This window comes from Paenibacillus sp. J31P190, assembly GCF_059692075.1.
Window position 1 is genome coordinate 418,365 of record NZ_JCAUAS010000004.1, and the last position, 25,382, is coordinate 443,746.

Below are 25,382 nucleotides of genomic sequence, written 5' to 3' on the forward strand. Positions count from 1 at the left end.
CACAGCAGAAGAGGTAAGTATAAAGATATTATTCCTGGGAGGTCCTCACATGAAACTAATGGTTAAAAAATTGGCTGTTGTTATGACAGCGGCTGCGCTTACGGCATCCATGGCGGCTTGCGGCAGCGCATCAAATGAAGGTCAAAAGGCAGGCAGCACGGCAAGCAGCAAGCCTGCGAAACCGACGGATATTTCAATTACGACGCTGGCCTTCGCCGCAGCTCCAACGGGCGAACTGGAAGCGGTTAAAAAACTGAATGAGAAATTAAATGTTAACCTGAAGCTGAGTTGGATTCCATCCGCTCAAATATCGGAAAAATTAAATGCACTGCTCGCCTCCAGAGATTTGCCGGATGTGCTCTTCATCGAGGACTTCAATTCAACGCCTGCCTTCTTGAATGCTATCGATCAAGGCGCTTTCTGGGAATTAACGGATTATGTTAAAAATTACCCAAACTTGGCCAAATACCCGGAGAATGTGTACAAGAATGCATCGCTCAAAGGAAAGCTTTACTCGCTGCCACGCGTCAGACCGCTGGACGGTCATGAATCGCTGCTAATCCGCAAAGATTGGCTGGATAAGCTCGGCTTGCAGCCGCCGAAAACAATGGATGAGCTTTACAACGTGCTCGAAGCATTCGCGAAGAAAGATCCGGACGGCAATGGCGCTGCGGACACGTATGGCGCTGTATTTCCTGGATCTCCTGGACCGTCCAGTTATTTGTTGTCGCTATTCGGTACAGGAACAAAGTGGAAGGAAGAGAATGGCGGCCTGACGCCATATTGGTGGACCCCGCAAGCGAAAGAGGCGCTAATCAGTTGGAACAAAGTTTACAAATCAGGCGGTATCTTGCCTGACTTCCCTGTGCTCAAGACTGCACAAATCAAAGACATGCTCGTGCAAGGGAAGGCAGGTCTTGCCATCGCTAACGTTGTTGATGCCTACAAATACAATGTTGAACTGCAAAAAACGAATCCTAAGGCAAATCTGGTTGCTTTTGAGCTTCCGAAAGCGGCGGACGGCAAAGCCTATTACGAGCAAGCTAGCGGTTTCTACGGTCAATTCCTGATCAATAAGAAATCCGTAGACGAGGTGAAGCTGAAGAAAATTCTTGAAGTTTACGATTACACAGCTTCTTTAGAAGGTTACAACCTGGCTGTATACGGTATTCAAGACGTTGATTACAAATTAAAGCCTGACGGCTTTGTCGAGCAAACGGAAGAAGGCAAGAAAAAAGGATATTCGGGTGATACGACCGGCCAATGGGTGACGGGAACCTTTGATAAATACCTTAGAGCGAAAGTATCGGGCATCCCGAGCGACGTATTTGAGGCAAATAAAAAGTTGATTGATTCGATCAGCTCCATCCCGGATCCGACTTATGGCTTAATGAATTCGGCCCCATTTAAAGAGAAGGGTGCGGACTGGAACAAGAAGCTTAACGACATGCTCACTAACGTGATTATCGGCAAGAATTCAATTGAGGATTGGGATAAATTCGTAAAAACGTACAAAGACGACCCAAGCTTCCAACAGCACGTCAAAGAAACGAGTGACTTCTTTAAAGAAAAGAACAAGAAATAATTGCTGCATCGCAGACCCGACTATGACCTTATATTGGCGTCGTCGGGTTTTGTTTTCTACTTTTCATAAAAAAACGATATGGTTCAAATATCGTCGATATACAAATTCCGTTATATGTCTTACATTTTAATTGCTTTTATATTAATTTCTAGCGAGGTGAAGTTAATGAGGAAAGTAAGTATTTTGTTAGCTGTCAGTTTAATTTTCAGTCTGGTTGGATCGTACATCCCCTTTTATGAAAACGCTATCCTTAAGGCAGAGGCTGCAGCGGTGAACCAGATGACGAACGGAAGCTTCGAGCAGACAACCACAACAACGGATGCTGCCTGGAGCGGTGTCACAAGTCCTGTCCCTGTTGGCTGGGGGTTATGGATTCCAACCGGGAGCGGGAAAGCTCCGAATAAAACGGTGAACGTCATGCTGGATTCAACCACTTATCATGAAGGGAGCAAGTCGATTTTGTTTGATGCCTTCGCAACAAGCCGAGTCTCTGTGAATCAAAGCGTCACGAGTGTAACTGCCGGCAAATCTTACAGACTTAAAGTGTGGGTAAAAACCGACAACGTAACGGGCACTGGTGCTTACTTCAGAACGCAATACTATAACACGAGTAAAGTTGGAGACGGTCCTGCATCTGCCAAGTTGTTAGGTACGAAGGATTGGACTTTACAGCAAGTATTTATGACCATACCAGCGGGCGTCACGAAGTTGGTCATTGAACCTTTCCTTGAAACGGGAAAAGGAAAAGTATGGTTTGACGATATCAGTTTGGAGGAATATGACGGGATTACAGGAATTGCTTTAGATCAAACCGCCTTTTCCATGGCCAAAGGTGCATCGGTAACGATTACACCGACGTTCACACCGGCGAACGCTGCGGACAAAACAGTTATCTGGAGTTCCAGCAATCCGAGTGTAGCAACAGTGGACAGTAATGGAAAAGTAACCGGAGAAGGGTTAGGTTCAGCTACGATTATGGTTTCGACACCAGATGGAACGATAAAAGCGCAATGTCTTGTTAATGTAGAATCTGCTGAAACGATTCAATCGTACAGCGATCTGCGTCTGAAATGGTTCGGCAAATTGACCGGGGGAACCTCGTACAATACGGCTGATCCTGATATTGCTGCTAACCTAACTACTTTAGCTGCAAGCATCACGAATGGTAATGCGACAGGACATTGGGATACGCTTAATAAAGCTGCGGGCCGTTCTTATTTGTGGAACGATCTGTCCAGCGCGACGGATTCGGCTCAAATATCTAGTGCTTTCGGCAGGCTGAAAGCCATGGCGCTCGCTTATTCTCTTCAAGGCTCAAGCCTGTATCAGAATACGGCGCTGCGAGATGACATCATCAGTGCTTTGGACTGGATGTATACGAATCGTTACAATGAAACCAAAAATGAGTACGGCAATTGGTGGGATTGGGAAATCGGAGCGCCGCAAATTCTGAACGATACGATAGTGTTGATGTACGCTCATTTGACACCAGCGCAAATAAGCAAGTATATCAAAGCCGTCGATCGCTTCGTTCCGGATCCGAAGAAGAGAACGCTCAACAACGTGACGGAAACGGGAGCTAACCTGCTCGACAAAGCATTGGTCGTTACGATGCGTGGAGTGATCGGGAGCAATAGCGCGAAGATCACGCAAGGACTTGATTCCATCGGGCCGGAATTTGTTTACACGGATCATGGAGACGGTGTTTACAAGGACGGTTCGCTTGTTCAACACACCAACATCGCATACACAGCGGGGTACGGTGCGGTATGGCTCAACCGTGCGGCCGATATGACGTTCTTGTTGAATGGTTCACCATGGCCGGTGACGGATCCTAACGTGAATCATGTTTACGATTGGGTATCGGATACGTTTGAACCCGTCATCTATAAAGGATTATTTATGGATATGGTGAACGGAAGAGGGATCTCCAGACAAAGCTCGGGAAGCGCGCGAGGCACGATTGTTACCTTGCTTCGTTTAGCCGAAGGGGCACCTGCGGACGTAGCTTTATCGATTAAGCGGATGGCCAAAGAATGGATTCAGTCGGACACGACATATGCCAATTATTACGAGGGATTGCCGATTTACGAGCTATCGCTAGTCAAAAAATTGATGAACGATGCTTCGATCCAACCTCGCGGAGAATTGCTGAAAAACCAAGTGTTTGCTGGTATGGACAGAGTTGTCCATTTACGAGAAGGATATGGTTTCGGGCTCAGTCTATTCTCAAACCGCATCTCTGCCTTTGAAAAGGGCAATAACGAGAATTTGAAGGGCTGGTATACGGGCATTGGAATGACTTTTTTATATGATCAGGATCTTACCCAGTACCGCAATGATTTTTGGCCAACTGTGGATTCATTCCGACTGCCAGGCACGACAACGGATGGATCAGGGAAAGGGACGACACCCGTCGAATGGAAAAGTTACATGAATCCGAAGAAATGGGTCGGCGGCTCGTCCATCGATAACCTTTATGGTGCAGCAGGTATGGATTTTTCACTAGCCCAATCGACTGGAAGTAATCTGCAAGGCAAAAAGTCTTGGTTTATGTTCGATGATGAAATCGTCGCTTTGGGCTCCGGTATTTCGAACACGACAGCCGGACCGCAAGCGGTGGAGACCATTATCGATAACCGCAAACTGAACGATGCGGGAGATAATGCCCTCACGATTAACGGAACCGTAAAGTCGGGTCAGCTCGGCTGGTCGGAAACGATGGGAGACGTGAAGTGGGCTCACTTGGCAGGCAATGCGCCGGGTACCGACATTGGCTATTATTTCCCGGAAGCTTCTAATGTGTACGGTTTGCGCGAAGCGAGAACTGGCGCTTGGAAAGATATTAATAGCGGACAATCGGCTGCTCCGATTACGCGAAATTATTTGAGTCTGGCCTTTGAACACGGGGCGACACCTTCGAATGCATCTTATTCCTATGTCATGCTGCCGCATAAAAATACGGCGGATACAGCGCTATATAGCAGCGCTCCTGATGTTGAGGTGCTGAGCAATACAACGGACGTACATGCGGTCAGAGAGAAAAAGCTAGGTATTACGGCGCTGAATTTCTGGAATCCGGCAACGGTTGATTTCATTTCTGCGCAAAATCCCTCATCCGTGATGGTGAAGGAAACGGACAGTGAACTGACAGTTGCTGTATCCGATCCGACGCAAACGCAAAGTACGATTTCGCTTGAACTGAACAAGGAGGGATTAACGCTAGTTCGTGCCGATGGCACGGTTGCGGTTCTGCAGACGATGCCTTCCTTAAAGCTGAATATTACGGTCACAGGATCTTTTGGCAAAACGCATGTCGTCACATTCAAGAAAGATACAGCAGCGCCGGTTACGACAACTAACGCGAAGTCTGATTGGCAGCGTACTGCGCAATCGGTGACATTGACGGCGAGTGATGATGGCAGCGGCGTGCAGAAGACGTTTTACAATTTGGATGGTGGCGCTTTTGTGGAAGGGAACAACATCGTTGTTGCTGAAGAGGGTATCCATCAAATCCAGTTTTACAGCATTGATAATGCTGGAAACCAAGAAGCAACTAAAACGACAGTAATCAAAATCGATTCATCAGCTCCCGTCATCGTTCCTACGGTAACCATGGATGTCTATTGGACCGATGGCGGCAGCCTGCAATTCGATATCTCCGATCCGGTGAGCGGCGTGGCAAGCGAGTCTCTTGAGTTGGACGGTGTCCCAATAAGCCGCCCCTATTCGTTTAGTCCGTTATCGCTCAGCATTGGCGAACATGCGGTGAAGGTAAAAATGGTTGATGCGGCCCTGAACGAAACTATCGCAGCATACTTGCTAAAAGTACGGATGGATGCCGATCATTTGGACGAAGCTGTTCGTTACGCTTATCAACAAGGCTGGATCACCAATCAGGGCATATTGAACAGCTTGCTTTCGAAGATAGAAAAGATTCAACGGAATGATGATGACAGTCAAAAGAAAAATGACTGGAAAGATCTGGAGAATCACATTCGAGCACAATCCGGCAAAAAGATTGACTCCGTGTTTGCGGAACTTTTATTACAAGCCATTGCACAGTGTAAATCCTAACAGCTGCTGAGACACGGAACCCGACTTTGTCCGATTGGACGAAGTCGGGTTTTGCTTGATGTGAGGGGGAGAGCAAAGCTCACTACCTCCTGATGTTTAGTATTCTGATCTGAGGGAGAAATGGGAAGGGGAGCTAGGACGGTAAGTTGTATAGCGAAGAGAGACCATGCCAAGGTTGAGTAACTAAGCAGGTGAGAGCCTTGCTTAGGGGGATGTTGCAGAAAGTACAACAATTGCTGTCTAAATCTCGCCTCTCCCCTTCATTGTTGCAGAAAGTACAACAATTGAGCCCGATAAAGCCGATTTTGTAGCAAATAGGCTCAAAATGTTGTACGAAATGCAACTTCAAGTTGCAAAATAGCCTTTAGGTGTGTGAATTGTTGTAAAAAATACAACATGGGGTAACCCTAATAGCTCTTCTACCGTTAAGAAAGCTGGATGCCTCTAAAATCGAATGTTGGAGTTAAGTCAACTGGTTGTGTGGAGGGATATTGAATCAATCGATAGTCTCTAATGTATAACAATTGGGCCCCAATACAGGACATTTCGCAACAACCGTGTTCGCAATTGCTGGAGATTTCAAGAAAATAAGAAAATAATCAGGCATCCAACCAGATGTGCTATGATATTTTACATCTTGGGGTAAATCCCTATTCCACAATGAGATGCGAGGTCGAGTACGGTTGAACCGATTCAGAAAACCATGGAGAACGTCTACTACGCTCTACATTCTGCTGTTTACGATGGTGGTGCTGCCAATATTGACGATAAGCGTTACTATTCTGCAGGTATACAAGAGAGATCTTATCCAGCAGACAACGGATCGAACGCTTCAGACGCTTCATGCGGTTAAATATTCCATCGAGCAGGAAATAAATAATGTGGTAACCTTCTCGGCCGCTGTCGGTATGGATACGGAAGTTCTGGAGACTGCGACTTTGCTGCATGAATCCAGTTCCAGCGAGCGGCAGCCCTATTATAATGACTTATCGAAAGCGCTAGGCAAGTATAGTTCCTCCATGTCGGGCAGGGTGCAGTCAATCAATTTCTTTTTCAAGGGCGGAGGCGTCTATTCGTATCTCAAGGATTTGGATGTCGACGATGCCGGGATTCGCGAAATGGATTGGTATAAAAAGACGGTTACTGAACAGGACCACGTTCATTTCATTGGTAAGCAAGTAGGCGTGCTATACGGCTCTCCAGATTCGACTAGCATTGTGACAACGATTGCACCAAGTTATTATCAAATGCTGCATGACATCGATTTCATTTATTTTGTTTTCAGCCGGGATCATTTCGAGAAAATGCTATGGCAAAATCCAATCAGCGGTTCATCGGCTTTGCGTATCATGACCTCCGATGGCCAAGCTATTGCTTCGAGCTATCATTTGCCTCCAGAAGGGCAGGGGGCGGATGCGTCGTTACTGAGCCGAATCGCTTCGCAGCGCGAAGGCAATTTCGTGGATACGATCGACGGACAAAAGATGCTGGTCGCCTTTGCCACGGTTGACATCGCAGACTGGAAAGTCGTGTACAAGATTCCTTACAGCGAGTTGACGGCGAATTATCGCGCCATATATGAACTCATCCTGTTTGCAACGGTTGTTGTAATCGTTGTGTTCTTGTTTATATCCTTTTATCTCGTGCATAACTTAACAAAGCCTCTACATGTGTTAGGTGTGAAAATGTCACGCGTCATGGACGGGAATCTCAATGCCAAAATTGAGGCTTCCGGCAGCGCAGAAACAGTCACCCTCGGTCGCACATTCAATCATATGATGGACCAAATTAAGCTGCTGATCAAACAAACCGAGCAGCAGGAGAAAGCGAAGCAAAAGGCGGAATTTGCCGCCATGCAGTCCCAGATCAATCCCCATTTCTTGATCAATACGCTTAATTCTATTAAGCTCATGGCCATTATTAGTCGAGTTGACAACATCCGTAATATGACCCAAGCACTGATCCGCTTGGTATCTTCGTCCTTCAATCGCGGAGGCAGTTTAACACTGCTCGCTGATGAAGTTGAGAATCTTAAGCAGTACATTTTCATTATGGAAACACGCTATGGCAATAAATTTGAAGTCAAATGGGAAGTCGATGAAGCAGCGACCTCTTTCTATATACTGAAGCTGCTGCTGCAGCCGATTCTAGAGAATGCCATTACGCATGGGTTAGTTAGCAAAGAAACCAACGGTTTGATAACCATTCAGATTCGCAAGTTGGGAGAACAGCTGAACATTATCATTTCGGACGATGGTGTTGGTATTCCAGACGAGCAGGTCGAGAAGTTACAGGACTCTGATCAGGATTATACCTTTAGCGGAATGGGCATTCTCAACGTGCATCATCGGATTCGATTGCATTACGGACTTGAATATGGCATTTCGATAGAACGTTTGGAACCGTCGGGCACGAAGGTGGAAATCTCGCTTCCCGTCATCCGAAGTCAGGAAGAATAAAGCCAGTAGTTCAAAATAGATCAAGTAATGAGCAAAATCGATCATTCGGCTGCGTTAACCGATCGTTTATGATAAATACAGGTACAAACAACCTAATTGAATTCAGGTGGAGGGTCAACGCGATGAGTAATAAAAAATGGGTAAGTTCCTTGGCTTTGGTTGGGGTAATGGCCATGACGGCATTGACAGGTTGCGGCGGTACACAGACAGCAACATCAACGCCAGCAAGCGCAGGAACAGAAGCAACGAAAGCGGCTGCACCGACGACTAAGCCAGCGCAACCAGTGAAGCTGAAGCTCGCCATGTGGGACACGAAAGCGGATTTGGAATTTTGGACGGAGAAAGCGAAAGAGTATTCCAAAATAAAACCGAATGTCACGGTTGAAGTCGAGAAGGTACCGGACAATGGAGGACAGTACCTCAAGGTTAGACTGGCGGCAAACGATTTACCTGACTTGATGTATTTAAAGCCAACACATTTCCAAATCTACAAGCAAGCGCTACTGCCATTGGATGAGCTATCCGCAGTCAAAAATAACAAGTACCCGACCAAAGTGGACGGTAAAGTACTTGGCGTACCGCTAGTCGCTTTCTCGGAATTCGTTTACTATCATCCAAGCATTTTCAAAGAATTAGGCATCGAAGTTCCGAAAACGTTTCCAGAATTCCTGGCAACCATGGAGAAGGTAAAGGCAAGCGGCAAATACACGCCACTAGCGATAGGCGGTAAGGATGATTGGACATTCTACCCGTTGATGGAGTTCGGACCTCATATTTTGTCCGGAGATGAACAGTATTTGGCAAGCTTGGCGAAGAACCCTGCACCTTTCACTGCTGGCAGCACGTTCGACAAAATGGGCAAAGTCATCAAAGAAATCGCAGACAAAAAGTATGCAGGACCTGACGCGCTTTCGGTTTCTTTTGACCAGTCAACACAATCGTTTGAATCAAACAAATCAGCAATGATCGCATTAGGCCAATGGTATTATGCCTCTTATATGGAAAAAGTGAAAGCTGACGATGACCTTGGGGTATTCCCGCTGCCATTCAGAGACACGACAAGCACCGATCTGCAATCCATCATGATGTCCGATATGAACGTCGGGATTAACAAAAGCTCCAAAAACGTCGAAGAAGCGAAAGCTTTCTACGAGTGGATGTTCAGCAAAGACGTATACACAGCGTTCATTAATAAATTACAGCAGTTCTCTACCGTTAACGGTGTGACTTCTGAACTCCCATTCTTCAACAAATGGACGACGGCGAATCCGTACAAACCTTTCATTTATTATGCGACAGATGAAGGTTACGCTAAAGTGAGCGCAGCAGCTCAATTTGACCCGAAAAAAGCGGCACAAAGTATTTTTGCTGGCAAACCGATCGATGCCGTAGAAAAAGAACTTAACGAAAAATGGAAGAAAGCGATCGACGCAGCTGCGAAGTAATGACCAATGAGGGGTACTATTTGAGCAAGTCGGAATAGTACCCTTTTTATATCAACTGAAGGCCTAGGAGTGAGTAGAGATGAGTTATACCTTGCAGAAGAAAGTCATCATATGGTCGTTTTTGTTCATTCCCGTTGCGCTCATGCTCTTATTCCTCATCTATCCGACATTTCAACTGTTTCGTTATAGTATAACGAATTGGGATGGATACAGTGAGAGCTTGAAGTATATCGGTTTTGAAAATTATAAGAAATTGATTTTTGATTTTCCCGATGCGTGGAAGGCTATTGGCAATAATGGGATATATTTTATCGTTCATCTACTTTTCATCCCCATTGAAGTCATGACGGCGGTACTGCTCAATCGCACGATACGAGGAAGCTCATTTTTCCGGTTCACGGTGCTAATGCCCTATATTATTAATGGTATTGCTGTCGCTTATATGTTTAGCTACATCTACAATCCCGTCAATGGTCCACTCAACGAGCTGCTCAAATGGCTGGGTTTGGAGTCTCTCATTACTGGCTGGTTAAGTAACCTGAGCGTCGTCAATTACTCGCTGGTCGCCGTATCCTTATGGCGCTTTAGCGGTGTTCATATCATTCTGATTCTGGCTGGTTTGCAATCGGTTCCAACGGATCTGTATGAAGCTGCCAAAATGGATGGTGCCGGCTTTTGGAAACAGCTGCGCCATATCGCACTTCCGGGTATTCGGCGCGTAATGGAAATTATACTATTCTTGAATATCTCCGGCGCGCTGCTGCAGTATGATATTCCTTATGTCATGACCGGCGGCGGACCTGGAACCGCCAGCTCTACATTCGGCTTGTTTTCCTTGCAAACAGCGTTTACTTATAACAATTACGGCCTCGCTGCGGCTATGGCAGTCAGTCTTCTGATCTTGATCATCTGCTTCTCGTCTTTGCAAAATTGGCTCATTAAAGATAGGAGCGAGTCTTAATGGAAACATCACTTGCCGCAAGCAAACACCAATTGCTCAGTAATGTCCTGTATTATATACTTTTTATTACGATGTGCTTGATTGTTTTTATACCGATTCTGCTTGTCGTTTTCGGCTCATTGAAGACGAATGCCGAGCTTGGGGTTACTTCGCCATTCTCCCTGCCAAGCAATTTCTTTCATTTCGAGAATTATGTAAAGGCCTTTAATGAGGGCCACATTTTACTTGGTTTGCGCAATACGTTTGTGCTAGTTGTAGTTAGTATGGTAGGTAACGCGTTCCTTGGCACGATGATTGCATTTGTGTTAAATCGTTTTGAGTTTAAGTTGAAAAAAGTGGTGCTTCTGCTGTTCATGATTTCGATGATCATTCCGACATACACAACGGAGATCGCGCGTTTTCAACTGATTCACTCGATGCATCTGTACAACACATTGGGGGCTCCGCTGCTCATTTATGTGGGTACAGACATTATGCAAATCTATATTTACATACAGTTTTTGGAGAAAATATCGGCGCAGCTCGATGAAAGCGCAATGATGGATGGAGCTTCGTATTTCCGGATTTTCCGCTCCATTATTTTTCCTCTGCTGCTGCCAGCGACGGCTACGCTAGGTATTCTGAAGAGCGTGACCATCATGAACGATATTTATTTGCAAAACTTATATATGCCGAAAAAAGAGCTGGCGACCTTGCCTACAGCGTTAATGGCTTTTGTCGGTGAACGGACTTCAGATTTAGTAGCTTTATGTGCAGGCATTATTCTTGTCCTGCTGCCCAGCATGCTTTTCTACATCGCCTTTCAACGGTTAATATTTAGAGGCTTGATGGATGGAGCCATTAAAGGTTAGCCGCAAGGCAGCTAGACAGATGAATTTCTATATGAGGGGTAACTACCATGTACAAGATGATGATCGTTGATGATGAACCGTTAGTTCGTTTGGCCTTGCATCATTTGATCGATTGGCAAGCTCTCCATATTGAAATCGTGTGCGAAGCGGGTGACGGTGTCGAGGGTCTCGCGCTTCTTAAGGCCCGTAGCGACATCGACTTGCTGCTAGTTGATATCCAAATGCCGCGAATGAACGGCATAGAGTTATTAAAGGCACTGAATGACCCAGGTTTACTAAAGCGTCCGATTCCAGTTATCCTAAGCGCTTATAGCGACTACAGCTATGTGAGGGAAGCTTTCCTTCTCGGTGCTCTCGACTACATCGTCAAGGTGGATATGGATGAGGAGCATATTAGTCCGGTTATCGCTAAAGCCGTAGAGGAGTTAGTCCGGTTAGGTGGCGTATCGAAGATAGAGGCGAGTGAAGATGGGGACAAGCAGCTAGTCCAAGAATCGGATAAGGATGCGTTATTACATAAGCTTCTTGACTTCGATCCAAAGGAAGACACGGGTTTGTTCGAACAATGGCTGTTATCAGCGAACGGTTTGTTAAATGAAACGAACGAGATCGCGATTGTTATTCAAATCGCACGAGGTATCGATACGACTAAGCTGCATGGTTTCATCCAACAAACGATCCAGACTGTTCTCCATGAAATGTCCATTTTGCATGAAATGGTTCGACGGGAGGCTGGCGAATACGTCTTATTGTGTGCGTTCCCGCATGATCGCAGCGAATCGGCGATTCGTGCCCACATTCATAGCGCGATGACGATGATTCAAACTCGCCTGCTGCAATATGTGAACGCACCTATTTCGGTAGGCATAAGCGATTTGGCAAATGGCTGCAAGCAGTGGCCTCGCCTATACCAGCAAGCTAAGCAGTTGGCAGCGAAAAGTTATTTTGTCGGTTTAGGTAAGCTGTTTTATGTGGAGTCGGCGTCTCACGGTTCAGGTGTGAAAGACAAAGAGGGCCATGCGTTGTGGGAAGACTTGAAAGCAGGGAGGCTTGCATTGCTTCAAGCTCTTAAGCAATCTGACGAAAGTCAGTGGGGTCGTGAGTATGAGCAATTGGAGAAACGAATGAATGATGCCAAGCAGGAGCAGCCCGACAGGGTGCGGGCTTACTTCGTCGATGTGTTGTGGGAGCTCGGCGCTGTTCTCTATGCCAAAGGCAAACGCATAGAGGAGGTACAGCCTGCTTCTCGCAATCCATTTGATGAAATTAAACAGATGGAGACGCTGGAGGAAACACAGCAGTATGTCAGACAGTTGTTACAGCGAGCTCATTCCGCTATTCACGGGAATAGCCTATTGAACGCAGTGCGCTATAGTCCTTCTATTGCTAGTGCAAAGAAATTCCTCGATTTGCATTATCGTGAGGAAATTAATCAGTCGCTCATTAGTGAGATGGTGGGCGTGAGCGAAAGCTATTTGAGCAAGCAGTTCGTCAAAGAAGTCGGCTGCAATTTCATTCACTATTTAACGAAGCTGCGTATCGAAGAGGCGAAGCAGCTGCTCGAAAAGGGGATTAAAATTTCCGATATCTCGGAGAGAATCGGATACCTCAACCCCGAGCATTTCAGCCGCATTTTCAAGAAGATGACGGGTTTTAGCCCGAAGGCTTATCGGGAGAGTTTGGGGAGAGAGTAGGGTTAAAGAACTAGCGATGATCTTACGCTAGTTCTTTTTTTATGTAAATATGGTTAATGATTTTAGAAATAGTCTATTGCTTTGGAGAAATAATCAGTTTGCTGAATGAAAATCAACATGGCATTCCTCATTTTACACATATTTAAGTCAGAGGCGTTCCATTAATCTAAGGGAAGAGATGCATCTCACCATAAAATTACTGGAGGGTCAATGAATGAAGAAAATGTTAGCTTCTACAATGACTGTCTTGATGATGGGCACAATGATTGCTTGCTCCTCTCAGACGGGATCTACACCGAATACAACGAAAGAAACGTCGCCATCGGCGAACAACGCCGTGACGACATACCCAATCAAAACCGATAAGACACTTACTTATTGGGGCGAGTTGACCCCGAATTTAACCGGTGTTAAAACAACCCACGCTGAAGTTCCTTTCTTTCAAGATTGGCAGAAGAAGACGGGCGTGCAGCTCAAGTTCTCCGCACCGCCGGCGGGTCAGGCCAAAGAGGCTCTTAATGTCATGTTGGCATCCGGGGATTTGCCGGATATGATCGAATATAACTTCCTTACGTTCCCGGGTGGACCTGAGAAGGCGATTAAGGATAGATACATCCTTAAATTGAATGATTTGATCGACAAGCATGCGCCTAACCTTAAGAAATTTCTGAAAGACAATCCCGAAATTGACAAAATGGTAAAAACCGATAGCGGCAGCTATTATGCGTTTCCTTTCATTCGGGGAGATGAGTATCTGCAAGTCTTCCAGGGTCCAATAATTCGCAAAGATTGGCTAGACGAGGTCGGTCTTCCTGTACCGGAAACGATTGATGAATGGACAACTGCTCTTAGGGCGTTTAAAGAGAAGAAAGGAGCAGCTGCACCGCTTTCTTTCATTAGTAAACCGCAATTTTTCAATGACTCTTACAACGGCGCATTTCTGGGGGCGTTTGGAGTTAACCGCAACTTTTATTTAGAAAATGGATCAATCAAATTCGGTCCGGCTGAGAGCGGATACAAGGATTATATGGCATTATTCAGCAAATGGTATAAAGAAGGCTTGTTGGATAAAAATATTGCCACTGTCGACTCGAAAGCGTTGGATGGAAACTTCTCTACAGCCAGCACGGGAGCAAGTATTGGGAATGCTGGAGGCGGTATTGGGAAATGGCAGCCGATTGTCCAAGCGAAAGATCCCAAAGCCCAATTGGTGGCAGCTCCTTATCCGGTATTGAAGAAAGGAGATATTCCTAAATTTGGTCAAAAGGATAAACCGTATTCCTCTGGAGGCATTGTGGCCATTACGACGAAGGCGAAAGATCCGGAACTCGCGACGAAGCTGCTGGATTATGGTTATAGTGAAGCTGGACGCATGTTTTTCAACTTCGGTACAGAAGGCGTTAGCTACAATTTAGAGAACGGATATCCGAAATATACAGATTTATTGATGAAAAATCCGGATAAATTAGCTCCGGCGCAAGCGATGTCCATGTATGTTCGCGGCAGCTACAACGGTCCGTTTATCCAAGATAAACGATATGCCGAACAATTTTTTACATTGCCTACCCAGCGTGAAGCGATCAATATTTGGAAGAAAACGGATACAGATAAGTATAGTCTGCCTCCGCTTACGCCAACGCCCGAAGAGAGTTCGGAATATGCAAAAATCATGAGTGACGTTAACACCTTGGTAGATGAAATGACGTTAAAAATCGTTCTTGGAACGGAATCCGTCGATCAATATCCGAAATACTTAGATAAAATGAAATCTTTGAAATTAGATCGCGCTATTGAAATTCAAAAGGCAGCTTTGGATCGTTATAACAAAAGATAATGCGGAACGGAGTGGAGAGAGCTTGGCTCTCTCCATCCATTCAGAATGAGGTGAAGGAAAAGATGGAGACTACGCAACCGCTCAAAAGTATGGCGCTAGCAAAGAAAAAAACGGGCAAAAACCGATATGTTCGTGATTTCATAATGAATAAATACTTGTATCTGATGATGGTTCCTGTGCTTGTCTATTATATTATCTTTCATTATGCCCCTATGTATGGGGCACTGATTGCATTCAAAGAATATTCGCCAATGAAAGGAATCCTAGGCAGCGAGTGGGTAGGATTTAAGCATTTTCAAGATTTTTTTAGCAGTTTTTACTTTTGGCGCATTTTAAAGAATACGCTTGTTATCAGTTTGTACTCCTTGGTATTTGAATTCCCGGCACCGATTATTCTGGCCTTGCTAATCAATGAAGTGCGCAGCAAGATGTTCAAGCGTGTGGCTCAGACCATTACGTATATGCCTTACTTTATTTCACTTGTTGTTATTTGCGGGATTATTACTGATTTTACGAACGCGGATGGTGTGATCAACAAGATTTTCATGGCTTTCGGGTATGACGGCCAAGCGATGCTGCAGAAGCCAGATTTATTCCGTCCTATCTATATTCTGTCGGAGATTTGGCAGCGAATTGGTTGGGAGTCCATTATTTATATTGCTGCATTAATGGGTATTGATACCGAGCAGTATGAAGCTGCGCGTATGGACGGAGCAACCAGGTGGAAGCAAATCATTCATATCACCTTACCAGGCATCATGCCAACAATTGCTATCATGTTCATATTGCGAATGGGGAATTTATTAAATGTAGGATTCGAGAAAATTATTCTCCTTTACAATCCGGTCACTTATGAAACCGCGGATGTTATTTCTTCCTTTGTCTATCGTAAGGGATTACTTGAATTTGGATGGAGTTACAGTTCAGCAGTCGGCTTATTTAACTCTGTAATCAATCTTATTTTATTGGTTTCAGCCAATTATATCAGCCGCAAAGTAAATGAAAGCAGCTTATGGTGAGGTGAAGCAAATGAATAAGGAACCTAGTATAGTTGAAAGATTGTTCGATATTGGTATTCATCTAATTTTGGTAGTGCTAGTGGTTGCTACTTTATATCCACTGCTATATGTCGTCTTCGCATCCTTAAGCGATGCAGGTCAGCTAGTGGCTCACAAAGGAATTCTTTACAAGTCCTTAGGTTTTAGTCTGGAAGCGTACAAAGGTGTCATGAAAAACCCGGGTATTCTGATTGGATATCGCAATACGCTATTTATCGTTGTGTTTGGTATTTTAGTGAATATTTTGATGACAGCGTTAGGCGCTTACGTACTTTCACGGAAAAATGTCATTTGGAATAAAGCATTTATGCTGATCATCGTTTTCACCATGTTTTTTCACGGGGGCTTAATTCCTTTATATCTGGTTGTGAAGAATGTCGGTCTTCTTGACTCGTTGTGGGCTACGATTATTCCATTTGCGATCGGTACCTTCAATCTCATCATCATGCGTACGGCCTTCATGTCTGTACCCGATAGTTTAGAGGAGTCGGCCAAGATCGATGGAGCGAACCATTTTACCATCTTGTTCAAAATCATTATTCCGCTTTCCATGCCGGTCATTGCGGTTATGATTCTTTATTATGCGGTTGATAAATGGAACGCTTGGTTCTACGCCTCTGTATTTATTAAAAGTAGAGACCTGTTCCCCTTACAACTTGTACTCCGTGAGATATTAATCTCGAATTCTACAGACGGAATGTCTGTAGGGGCAGATGCGGGAGATCGTCATCAAATAGGTGAAACGATTAAATATGCAACGATTGTTGTAGCAACACTTCCTGTACTTTGTATCTATCCTTTTGTTCAACGTTACTTTGTAAAAGGGGTTATGGTAGGTTCTTTGAAGGGGTAAAATCGTATAAATCGGGTTAAATAGAGCTTTTGTCAATCGGTTTTGTCATTTTGGACATTCCTCCCCTTGCAATCAGAGGTATAATAGAGGTAAGTGGAGACAATCCCTTCAGACATTCATCTACCATTCAATGGGAGGAGATCCATGTGAAGATCCGATTTCTTTGGCAGAAGCGAAAAAGCATTATTTTTACTTGGTTAATTTCATACAGCGCGGTGTTGTTCGTACCCATGCTGATGAGCTGGATTATTTATATGCAATCCAGTGAAGCACTTAAGAGCGAGATACATCGTGCGAATGATTCCTTATTGAAACAAGTCCGATATACGATAGACAATCAAATCGATTTAATGAAACGATTGAATATGGAGATCACTTGGAATGCTAAGCTTCAAAGCTTAATGTACTCCAATCTAAGATCAAACGACGATCAGTTCCTCGCTTTTCAATTGGTGAAAGAATTTAGGATGTACCAAACGTCCTATGCAACAATCGATGAGTTTTATGTGACTTGGGATCAGGAATCCTCGATCCTTCGTCCGGGAAATATTAGGGACCTGAAAACTGCTTTTGATACGATTCACGACACAGGAACGCTTCGATACGAACAATGGCTAGATACGATACATAACGCCGCTAATAACCAATTTCTCTTATTGCCTCGAACAGATGAGGCTATTCCTCAAACCTCCATCGCTTACATTGCCCACCTGCCAAAGGACCTTAACGGCAAGCAAACCGGTACTGTCGTCGTGATGGCCGATATGGAAAGATTCCAGAAGGCGATTGAAAGCATTTCTGGGTTTAGTGGCGGGCAGATTTTAATTCTTAATCATGATAATCAAGTTCTTCTTTCCAATTTACCTGTGTCGGTCAATAAGAACCTTATTTTGGAGCAATTGTTGGATAGGGATGATGTGATGTATAAGCCGGCGCAGAATGGGGATTCAGAACTATTTTACATGCAATCAGCTGTGTCTGATTTGAAATATGTTTTGGTTATTCCTAGTCGTATTTATTGGGAGAAAGCGGAATATGTCCGTAAATTCACCTATATTAGCATTTTAATAAGTTTAATGGGAGCAGGCGTATTGACATGGTTTTTTATGCGCCGTAATTATTCGCCTATTCAGCGGCTGGTTCAGTCGCTTTCTGATAAGAATTCCACCCAGGAACGGCCAGATGGAAATGAACTCAACTTCATCCAAAGAGCGATTTCACAAACAAGAAATGAAAAAGATAAAATAGCTTTACAATTGCAATCCCATCACCATGTGTTACGTTCCAATATGTTGAATCGGCTCCTGAAAGGGAAGATGGATACACTGATTCCATATGAGGAAGCTTTCAAATCGTTCCATATTGATCTAATTTCTAATGATTTTGCCGTCATTTTATTTGCTGTTGAGAATCAAGACAGCCTTTCCACCAATTTGCCGGGAATGGATATGAATGAAAGAAGGAAACATATACAGTTCATTATAACCAATGTCGTGGAAGAGCTTGTTGGACAGCGTGGGCACGCGGGTTATGTGGCTGAAGTCGACGAAATGATGGTTTGTCTTGTGAACTTTGCAGATATCGAAGCTGCCGAAATGAAGCAGGACCTTCATTGGATTGCTACAGAAGCACAGCGGTTTTTAATTCGATTCCGCATGGATCTTACGGTATCCATCGGCGGAATCCATGGCTCCTTGTTTGGAGTCACCGAGGCATATAGTGAGGCATTGGATGCCATGGAATATAAGATGGTTCGAGGAAAAAGAGAGATCATCACCTACGATGAAATTCGAATCGATTCCACGGATCAGCAGCAGCTGGGCTATTATTATCCGCTTCAAGTCGAGCAGCAGATTATTAATCTGATCAAAATTGGCGAGTTTGAACAGGCTCGGGCGAGTATGAACGAAATTATGGAGCGGAATTTCAATAAGCCCCTCGTGTCACTGACGTTGGCGAGATGTCTCATTTTCAATCTTGTCGGTACGATGGTGAAGGCGATCAATGAACTAGGAGACGGTGATAGCCGTATTTTAGGAGACAATCCATTGTGGATGGATAAAATCATCGCTTGTGATACGATTCTGGAGATGCAGCATGAACTCGAAACCTTACTCAAAGAAGTTTGTGCGTTTGCTGCTGTGAAAATGGAGACGAACTTGTCCAAAGAGCGCGCAGAGACGCTGCGTGAGCTTATCTCCAAGGTGATTCTTTACATCGACGAGCATTATCAGGATTCTAATTTAAATGTGAATACAATCGGTGAACGCTTTGAATTAAAAGGTAGTTATATCTCTAAATTGTTTAAGGATCAAACGGGTGAGGGACTGCTCGATTACATCACAAAGGTTCGCATTCAGCAAGCCAAACGCATGATCAGCTATAAGCAAGACTCCATATCCGATATTGCCAATTATGTGGGTTACAATGAGGTTGCGACGTTTATTCGAGTGTTCAAAAAGTACGAGGGGATTACACCCGGGAAATTCAAGGAAATGAATTGACACATGTTAGGCATTAAGGCATGGAGGGAGGGTCAACAGATGAGTAAAAGACCTAGAAGTACCTCAATCATATTGTTCATGTGGATAATTGCCCTGTTGTTATCGGCTTGTACTTCTGGGAATAACCCAGCAAAGCCTGCAGAGGAGCCGAATAAAGCTACTACCAAGGTCGAACAACCTGATCAGGCCAAGAAGACGCTATCCTATTGGTCTGAATTAAACGGCAATGCAGCGAGTGTAAAGCCGAACATTCAGGACATACCGTTCTTCCAAGAATGGCAGAAGCGGACGGGGGTACGGCTGACTTTCATTCAACCTCCAGCTAATCAGGCGAAGGAAGCGATGAATGTCTTATTAGCATCAGGCGATTTGCCCGATATGATGGAATATGAATGGGATAACCATCCTGGTGGACCGGAGAAGGCGATCAATGATGGTTATATTTTGAAATTGAATGACCTCATCGACAAACATGCACCTAATCTAAAAAAATACTTAGCTGAACACCCGGAGATCGACAAACAAGTCAAAACGGACAACGGCAGTTATTATGTGTTCCCGTTCATACGGGGGGACGAATTGCTTCGGACCTATCAGGGGCCTATTATCCGACTAGATTGGCTTCATGAGCTTGGTCTACAAACGCCTACTACAATCGATGAGTGGTACACGGTTTTAAAAGCTTTTAAAGAAAAGAAGGGAGTCGCTGCTCCATTGACATTCTTAGGGGTTCCTAATCCGTTATTCGGCATAGAGGGCGGTGCTTTTGTAGGAGCCTATGGAATTAAAAAAGGATTCTATTTGGATAATGGCCAAGTGAAGTATGGACCGATGGAAGATGGCTATAAACAGTTCCTCGCTACTTTTCGCAAATGGTATGCTGAAGGGCTGATTGACAAAAATATTGCTACGGTTGATACCAAAACGCTGGATTCCAATATGATTTCTGGAAGGAGCGGGGCAACGATATGGAATGCTGGCGCAGGTATTGGAAAATGGCAGCCTATTGTTCAGGAGAAAGAAAAGAATGCGCTGTTCGGGCCTGCACCCTATCCCGTGATAAATAAGGGAGATAAGCCTAAGTTTGGGCAGCGGAGTTATGCTTATGTAGGGACTGGCGGGGTTGCTATTTCGAGTAAAAGCAAAAACGCGGAAGCAGCCGCGAAGCTTCTGGATTTTGGGTACAGCGACGAAGGCCATATGCTTTTTAACTTCGGGATTGAGGGAATTAGTTATAACATGGAAGGCGGATATCCGAGATATACGGATTTAATTTTGAAAAACCCCAATAAACTCGCGCCATCTCAAGCCCTTTCGATGTATAACCGGGCTAGTTACTTCGGTCCTTTCGTCCAAGACGTTCGTTATATGGAGCAATATTACACACTGTCGCAGCAAAGAGAGGCCATTCAAGTTTGGGCAAATACCGATGTTGACAGTCATACACTCCCGCAAATGCCGAAGACAGAGCTAGAAAGCGCAGAGTTATCTTCCATCATGATCGATGTTATGACGCTTGTCGACGAGATGTCGCTGAAAATCATACTTGGCGTGGAGCCTTTGGACGCCTTTGACAATTATGTAAGTAAAATTAAAGCTTCCAAAATTGATCGTGCCATTCAGATCCAGAAATCAGCTTTAGATCGATATAATAAGCGTTAAGAGTATGTATAAAGGGCTAATGCAACGTCTACTGACAATGTGTTAGCCCTTTTCCTACGTTTTCCGAATATGAAGAACTAAATCAAGCGTCTGGAGGAAACTATGGTCTCTCGATACTCTTTTTTTATCAAATTGATCACATTTACTACACTGATCAGTACGATTCCACTTTTGTTTTTAGGCATTTACGCTTTCTTTCAATCTACCTCTACGGTCCAAACGAAAGTCAATGAAGCAAACGTTTTCATTTTACAGCAGTCGCAAAGTAGGGTCGAGCAGATTTTAAAAGTCATCGATCAAGTATCTAGGCGCAACGCGGAAACACCTCTTGTCACCCTTTCCATCTCCAAACGGATGAAAATTGAAGATTTTCAGGACATTGATTTGCTTGTAAAAGGGCTTCTTGGTGTGCAAACCTATGAGCTGGGTGTAAAGGATGTGGAACTGCACAGCCTTCGGAATGATTGGTATATCAAAGGCGGGGGCTTTTATTTTGGCAAGGACACGGCTATCAAGTCCTTCTCTTTGGACTCCGCATTTAACTCCCGCTGGTTCCCAGTGTCTGATCAGGCCTTTACAGGCATTAAGCTGGTGAAAACTATCCCTTCTACGACCGCTGATCCAATGGGATATTTGTCCGTTAGTGTGTCCAATAGCGAGTTAGCCAAGCTGCTGACAGGCGGCTTTTCGACCCGGGAAACGATGATTGTTGACGACAAGATGAATATCATTGTTCATACCAACGAGAAGAGAATCGGTCAAAGCGTTCTATCTGAGCCCTGGTCGCAGGAGCTGCAAAACACGGGCCATACGCAGGGGTATTTTAACAGCACATCACTTGGCAAGCCGTACAGTGTGTTATACAACCAATCCAAGTACAATAACTGGACCTATGTATCCGTCATTCCGATAGAGGAAGCGAAGAAGGAGTCCGCCAGTATCGGATGGGCAACTTTGACTGCATGTCTGCTGCTTTTGCTTTTTACTGCGCTGCTGTCTTACTTGGGCTCGAAGCGAATCTATTTCCCTGTGCGCAGCCTGATGGAGTTCACCATGAAGCAAAGCAGACCATCCGGAGAAGAAACAGTATTTAAAGACGAATTACTGTGGATTGGTATACAGTTCGCTTCACTGCATCAATCGAAGGAACAGCTGGAAGGGAAAATGAAGATACAGTCGGGCCAACTCGTCGATTATTTTATGTTAAAGCTTTTCCAAGGGGAGCTGAACCGTAGTGAATTGGCGGGCAAAGCAAGTCAGTTTCAACTTCCTGCATGGCGCCGATATGCGGTTCTGGTCATGCAAATCGATACATTAGCTCAAACGCGCTACGATGCTAATGAGCAGGATCTGCTATTATTTGCGATGAACAATATGGCGTCCGAATTAATCCCAACACCGCAGCGTATTCATGCAATGCCCATTGGTAATTATCAGGTCACTCTGGTCGGGAGCGATGCCGAAAGTCATGGGAATCTGCTTAGTGAGTTGAGCGTGTTAGCTGAGTCCGTACAACGAGCTGTTGATGAATTTTTGGGACTCAAAGTTAGTGTTGGGATCAGTCGTCCATATGAGACCATGTATACCACGCCCCAAGCGTTTCTTGAAGCCAAAGAAGCCTTGCAATATCGGATTCGACTTGGTGAAAAAGCAATTTTACATATCGGTGATCTGAAGCCGCAGATGGCATCTCAGCCGTACTATCCGCATCATCTGGTGTCTAAGCTCACACAGGCCATCACCTTTCTAGATAGGGACAAGGCCGGAGATCAGCTTCGTCAGTTTATTCAAGAAGTATTTAGGGTGGCAAGTGAACCCACTCTTTATCGGATGTCCTTTGCGATGCTTTTGACAGATCTGGTGCGTGTAACTTACGACATGGGTGCTGCTGGAATCATGGTTTCCCAGGATCATCGCAATAAATATGAGCAATTATTAAACTTGAAAACACCGGAAGAAATTGAGGAGTGGTTCAAGTCGCAAATGATTGCCCCCATGATGGAGTTAACCCGCGCAGTGCATGAATTTTCAGGAAAAAGCATTTCTCATTCCGTGAAGGATTTGATTCATAACCATTATGACAGCGATCTAACGTTAGAGCAGTGCGCGATGAGGTTGAATTACAGCACACATTACATTCGCCGCATGTTTCGTAAAGAAACCGGCATGAATTTTAGCGATTATTTAGCAGGGTTTCGCCATGATATGGCCAAGAGTTGGCTGAGTGGGACAGAAATGAAGATCACAGAAGTAGCTGAACGTTTGCAGTATACGAACGCGCAAAATTTTATCCGTCAGTTCCGCAAGCTGGAGGGAATGACGCCAGGTCAATATAGAGAGCAGAAGCTAAAGGAGCCAGTGTGAACGGAATGGCTGATTCCAATGATTATCATCAGGAACGCTAGTGATTATAAAGCGCGTGTTGCGGAAGTATTTTCCCATAGATAGCAAGTGGAGCGCTGCTGATTATTGAACGCAACTTTTGGTTTAGGTAATCTGATGCTATCAATCGAATCAAGGAGGACAATGGATGGTGGAACTGATTTCTACGCCGATCAAATCGGCAGCCAGGAGCAATGTCCGCCACAGGTTATTAGCGAGACTGATTAAAAACAGGTGGCTATATCTGATGGCAATTCCAGGCATGCTCTACTTTATTGTGTTTAAATACTTGCCGATGTGGGGGCTGCTAATCGCCTTTCAGAACTACCAGCCTACGTTGGGTATGCTGCATAGCAAGTGGGTAGGTTTTCAGCATTTCGAACGCTTTTTCTTTGATAGCTCATTTTTAATGCTGTTCAAGAACACGCTCGTCTTGGCTTTTTACAATCTAGTTTTCTTTTTCCCACTGCCGATTGTCATGGCTTTATTGTTAAATGAAGTCAGGAAAGAAGTATTTAAGCGCACTATTCAAACCATTGTGTATATTCCGCATTTTGTATCTTGGGTCGTTGTCGTGGGGATTTCTTACATTTTCTTTACGACGGAAGGTGGAATTGTCAACGATATGATTGCAGCGTTGGGTTTTCCCAAAGTTGAATTTCTCATATCAAGCGAATGGTTTCGCACGATGATCGTTTCGCAGGTCGTTTGGAAAGAAACCGGTTGGGGGACGATTATCTTTCTGGCGGCATTGGCCGGGGTCGATCAGCAATTGTATGAAGCTGCTACTATCGATGGTGCGGGTCGCTTTCGGCAGGTGTGGGACATCACGCTTCCAGCAATACGAAGTGTCATCGTCATCCTGTTTATATTAAGACTGGGTTCTTTCCTAGATACCGGATTTGAACAGATCTTTCTTATGCTAAACGCCATGAACCGTGATGTCGGCGAAGTATTCGATACTTATGTCTACAATGTGGGTATTCAGCAGGGCCAATTCAGTTATAGTACAGCAGTTGGTTTGTTCAAATCGATGATCGGACTGCTGCTTGTTATGGGTGCGAACCGGTTGGCCAAAAAATTCGGCGAAAGCGGTCTATATTAAAGAAAGGAACGGTACTTGATGATCAACAAAAGCATTGGCAGCCGTATTTTTGACGGGTTCAACTATACATTTTTAATTTTGGTTGCTTTGGTAACCATTATCCCCTTTATCTATATTGTGTCTGTTTCCTTTGCGGAACCGGAGGAGGTGCTCCGTCGCGGCTTTATTCTATTCCCAACCTCATTCTCGCTCGAGGGGTACAAGTACATATTTTCCACTAGCATCATGATAAGGAGTTTGCTCGTTACAGTAGGAATTACATTGGTGGGGACATTTATCAACTTGTTGTTCACATCGCTATTGGCATATCCATTATCGAGGCAGGACTTTGACGGTAGGAAGTTATTTATAATGCTAATTGTATTTACGATGCTGTTTAACGGCGGCATTTTACCCACTTTTCTCGTTGTGAAATCGCTCGGATTGCTTAATAGCTATTGGGCGCTGCTCATACCGAACGCCATTAGCGCTTTTAATCTGATCGTGGTGGTGAGCTTTTTTCGGCAGTTACCGGAAGGGCTTGAAGAGGCCGCGAAGATCGATGGCTGCAGCGATCTGGGACTGCTCTTCCGTATCGTACTCCCGTTATCGGCACCGGTACTGGCAACGTTTGCACTTTTTTACGCCGTTGGACATTGGAATACATTTTTCAGTGCAATCTTATACATCAACGATGCTAAAATGTGGCCGATCCAAGTTTGGTTGAGGCAAATCGTGATCTTATCTCAGGGAGGGATCGGCGATTCCACGCAGTTCGATCAGAACTATATCGCTCCACCGTCGCAAATCATCAAGATGGCCGTTATCGTCATCTCAACCGTTCCGATATTGATCGTGTACCCTTTTCTGCAGAAGCATTTCGCCAAAGGGGTTATGTTAGGCTCTGTAAAAGGTTGAAAGGGTTAGCAAATC

At 44.7% G+C, this 25,382-nt stretch carries 15 protein-coding genes; all 15 read left to right on the plus strand.

Annotated features, from left to right (window positions below; all coding sequences use genetic code 11):
- Nucleotides 1-49: 49 nt before the first annotated feature.
- The 15 genes from AC58U0_RS11440 to AC58U0_RS11510 all read left to right on the plus strand — a co-directional run bounded on the left by AC58U0_RS11440 (nt 50) and on the right by AC58U0_RS11510 (nt 25,367).
- Nucleotides 50-1,585, plus strand: coding sequence for an extracellular solute-binding protein (locus AC58U0_RS11440; protein WP_497379117.1), 1,536 nt, complete (start codon nt 50-52; stop codon nt 1,583-1,585).
- 165 nt (nt 1,586-1,750) lie between these two features.
- Nucleotides 1,751-5,662, plus strand: a complete 3,912-nt coding sequence (locus tag AC58U0_RS11445; RefSeq protein WP_497379118.1) for a polysaccharide lyase family 8 super-sandwich domain-containing protein — start codon at nt 1,751-1,753, stop codon at nt 5,660-5,662.
- Nucleotides 5,663-6,345: 683 nt separating this feature from the next.
- Complete coding sequence (locus AC58U0_RS11450) at nt 6,346-8,121, plus strand: cache domain-containing sensor histidine kinase (protein WP_497379119.1); 1,776 nt, start codon at nt 6,346-6,348, stop codon at nt 8,119-8,121.
- Between the two features lie 122 nt (nt 8,122-8,243).
- A complete protein-coding gene (locus AC58U0_RS11455; RefSeq protein WP_497379120.1) occupies nt 8,244-9,566 on the plus strand; it encodes an ABC transporter substrate-binding protein in 1,323 nt (440 codons plus the stop codon).
- Nucleotides 9,567-9,645: 79 nt separating this feature from the next.
- The gene (locus tag AC58U0_RS11460) at nt 9,646-10,527 is read left to right on the plus strand and encodes a carbohydrate ABC transporter permease (RefSeq protein ID WP_497379121.1); all 882 of its coding nucleotides are present in this window, start codon (nt 9,646-9,648) and stop codon (nt 10,525-10,527) included.
- Nucleotides 10,527-11,378 carry a carbohydrate ABC transporter permease gene (locus AC58U0_RS11465; protein ID WP_261305449.1) on the plus strand — a complete coding sequence of 284 codons (852 nt, stop codon included), beginning with the start codon at nt 10,527-10,529 and terminating at the stop codon, nt 11,376-11,378. Before AC58U0_RS11460 ends, AC58U0_RS11465 begins: the two co-directional genes overlap by 1 nt.
- Before the next feature lie 47 nt (nt 11,379-11,425).
- On the plus strand, nt 11,426-13,072 hold the full coding sequence (locus tag AC58U0_RS11470) for a helix-turn-helix domain-containing protein (RefSeq protein ID WP_497379122.1): 1,647 nt from the start codon (nt 11,426-11,428) through the stop codon (nt 13,070-13,072).
- A 214-nt stretch (nt 13,073-13,286) separates the two neighbouring features.
- Entirely contained in the window at nt 13,287-14,906 is a 1,620-nt protein-coding gene (locus AC58U0_RS11475; protein WP_497379123.1) for an extracellular solute-binding protein, read from the plus strand.
- 89 nt (nt 14,907-14,995) lie between these two features.
- Entirely contained in the window at nt 14,996-15,925 is a 930-nt protein-coding gene (locus AC58U0_RS11480) for an ABC transporter permease (protein WP_497379180.1), read from the plus strand.
- A gap of 10 nt (nt 15,926-15,935) precedes the next feature.
- Nucleotides 15,936-16,817 (plus strand): carbohydrate ABC transporter permease, encoded by an 882-nt coding sequence (locus tag AC58U0_RS11485; RefSeq protein ID WP_497379124.1) that lies wholly within the window; start codon nt 15,936-15,938, stop codon nt 16,815-16,817.
- 146 nt (nt 16,818-16,963) lie between these two features.
- Nucleotides 16,964-19,321, plus strand: a complete 2,358-nt coding sequence (locus AC58U0_RS11490) for a helix-turn-helix domain-containing protein (RefSeq protein WP_497379125.1) — start codon at nt 16,964-16,966, stop codon at nt 19,319-19,321.
- Between the two features lie 39 nt (nt 19,322-19,360).
- Nucleotides 19,361-20,983, plus strand: coding sequence for an extracellular solute-binding protein (locus AC58U0_RS11495; protein WP_497379126.1), 1,623 nt, complete (start codon nt 19,361-19,363; stop codon nt 20,981-20,983).
- A gap of 102 nt (nt 20,984-21,085) precedes the next feature.
- Nucleotides 21,086-23,347 carry a helix-turn-helix domain-containing protein gene (locus tag AC58U0_RS11500; RefSeq protein ID WP_497379127.1) on the plus strand — a complete coding sequence of 754 codons (2,262 nt, stop codon included), beginning with the start codon at nt 21,086-21,088 and terminating at the stop codon, nt 23,345-23,347.
- Nucleotides 23,348-23,612: 265 nt separating this feature from the next.
- A complete protein-coding gene (locus AC58U0_RS11505) occupies nt 23,613-24,470 on the plus strand; it encodes an ABC transporter permease (protein WP_497379181.1) in 858 nt (285 codons plus the stop codon).
- 18 nt (nt 24,471-24,488) lie between these two features.
- Nucleotides 24,489-25,367: a carbohydrate ABC transporter permease gene (locus AC58U0_RS11510; RefSeq protein ID WP_497379128.1), complete on the plus strand. Its 879-nt coding sequence runs from the start codon at nt 24,489-24,491 to the stop codon at nt 25,365-25,367.
- Nucleotides 25,368-25,382 lie beyond the last annotated feature (15 nt).

Excerpts from the sequence above, each read along its gene's own strand:
- AC58U0_RS11505 (WP_497379181.1), top strand. The coding sequence starts at position 23,613 with ATGGCAATTCCAGGCATGCTCTACTTTATTGTGTTTAAATACTTGCCG.
- AC58U0_RS11485 (WP_497379124.1), top strand. The coding sequence starts at position 15,936 with ATGAATAAGGAACCTAGTATAGTTGAAAGATTGTTCGATATTGGTATT.
- AC58U0_RS11455 (WP_497379120.1), top strand. The coding sequence starts at position 8,244 with ATGAGTAATAAAAAATGGGTAAGTTCCTTGGCTTTGGTTGGGGTAATG.
- AC58U0_RS11480 (WP_497379180.1), top strand. The coding sequence starts at position 14,996 with ATGGCGCTAGCAAAGAAAAAAACGGGCAAAAACCGATATGTTCGTGAT.
- AC58U0_RS11465 (WP_261305449.1), top strand. The coding sequence starts at position 10,527 with ATGGAAACATCACTTGCCGCAAGCAAACACCAATTGCTCAGTAATGTC.
- AC58U0_RS11440 (WP_497379117.1), top strand. The coding sequence starts at position 50 with ATGAAACTAATGGTTAAAAAATTGGCTGTTGTTATGACAGCGGCTGCG.
- AC58U0_RS11475 (WP_497379123.1), top strand. The coding sequence starts at position 13,287 with ATGAAGAAAATGTTAGCTTCTACAATGACTGTCTTGATGATGGGCACA.
- AC58U0_RS11510 (WP_497379128.1), top strand. The coding sequence starts at position 24,489 with ATGATCAACAAAAGCATTGGCAGCCGTATTTTTGACGGGTTCAACTAT.
- AC58U0_RS11500 (WP_497379127.1), top strand. The coding sequence starts at position 21,086 with ATGGTCTCTCGATACTCTTTTTTTATCAAATTGATCACATTTACTACA.
- AC58U0_RS11495 (WP_497379126.1), top strand. The coding sequence starts at position 19,361 with ATGAGTAAAAGACCTAGAAGTACCTCAATCATATTGTTCATGTGGATA.
- AC58U0_RS11470 (WP_497379122.1), top strand. The coding sequence starts at position 11,426 with ATGTACAAGATGATGATCGTTGATGATGAACCGTTAGTTCGTTTGGCC.
- AC58U0_RS11460 (WP_497379121.1), top strand. The coding sequence starts at position 9,646 with ATGAGTTATACCTTGCAGAAGAAAGTCATCATATGGTCGTTTTTGTTC.
- AC58U0_RS11445 (WP_497379118.1), top strand. The coding sequence starts at position 1,751 with ATGAGGAAAGTAAGTATTTTGTTAGCTGTCAGTTTAATTTTCAGTCTG.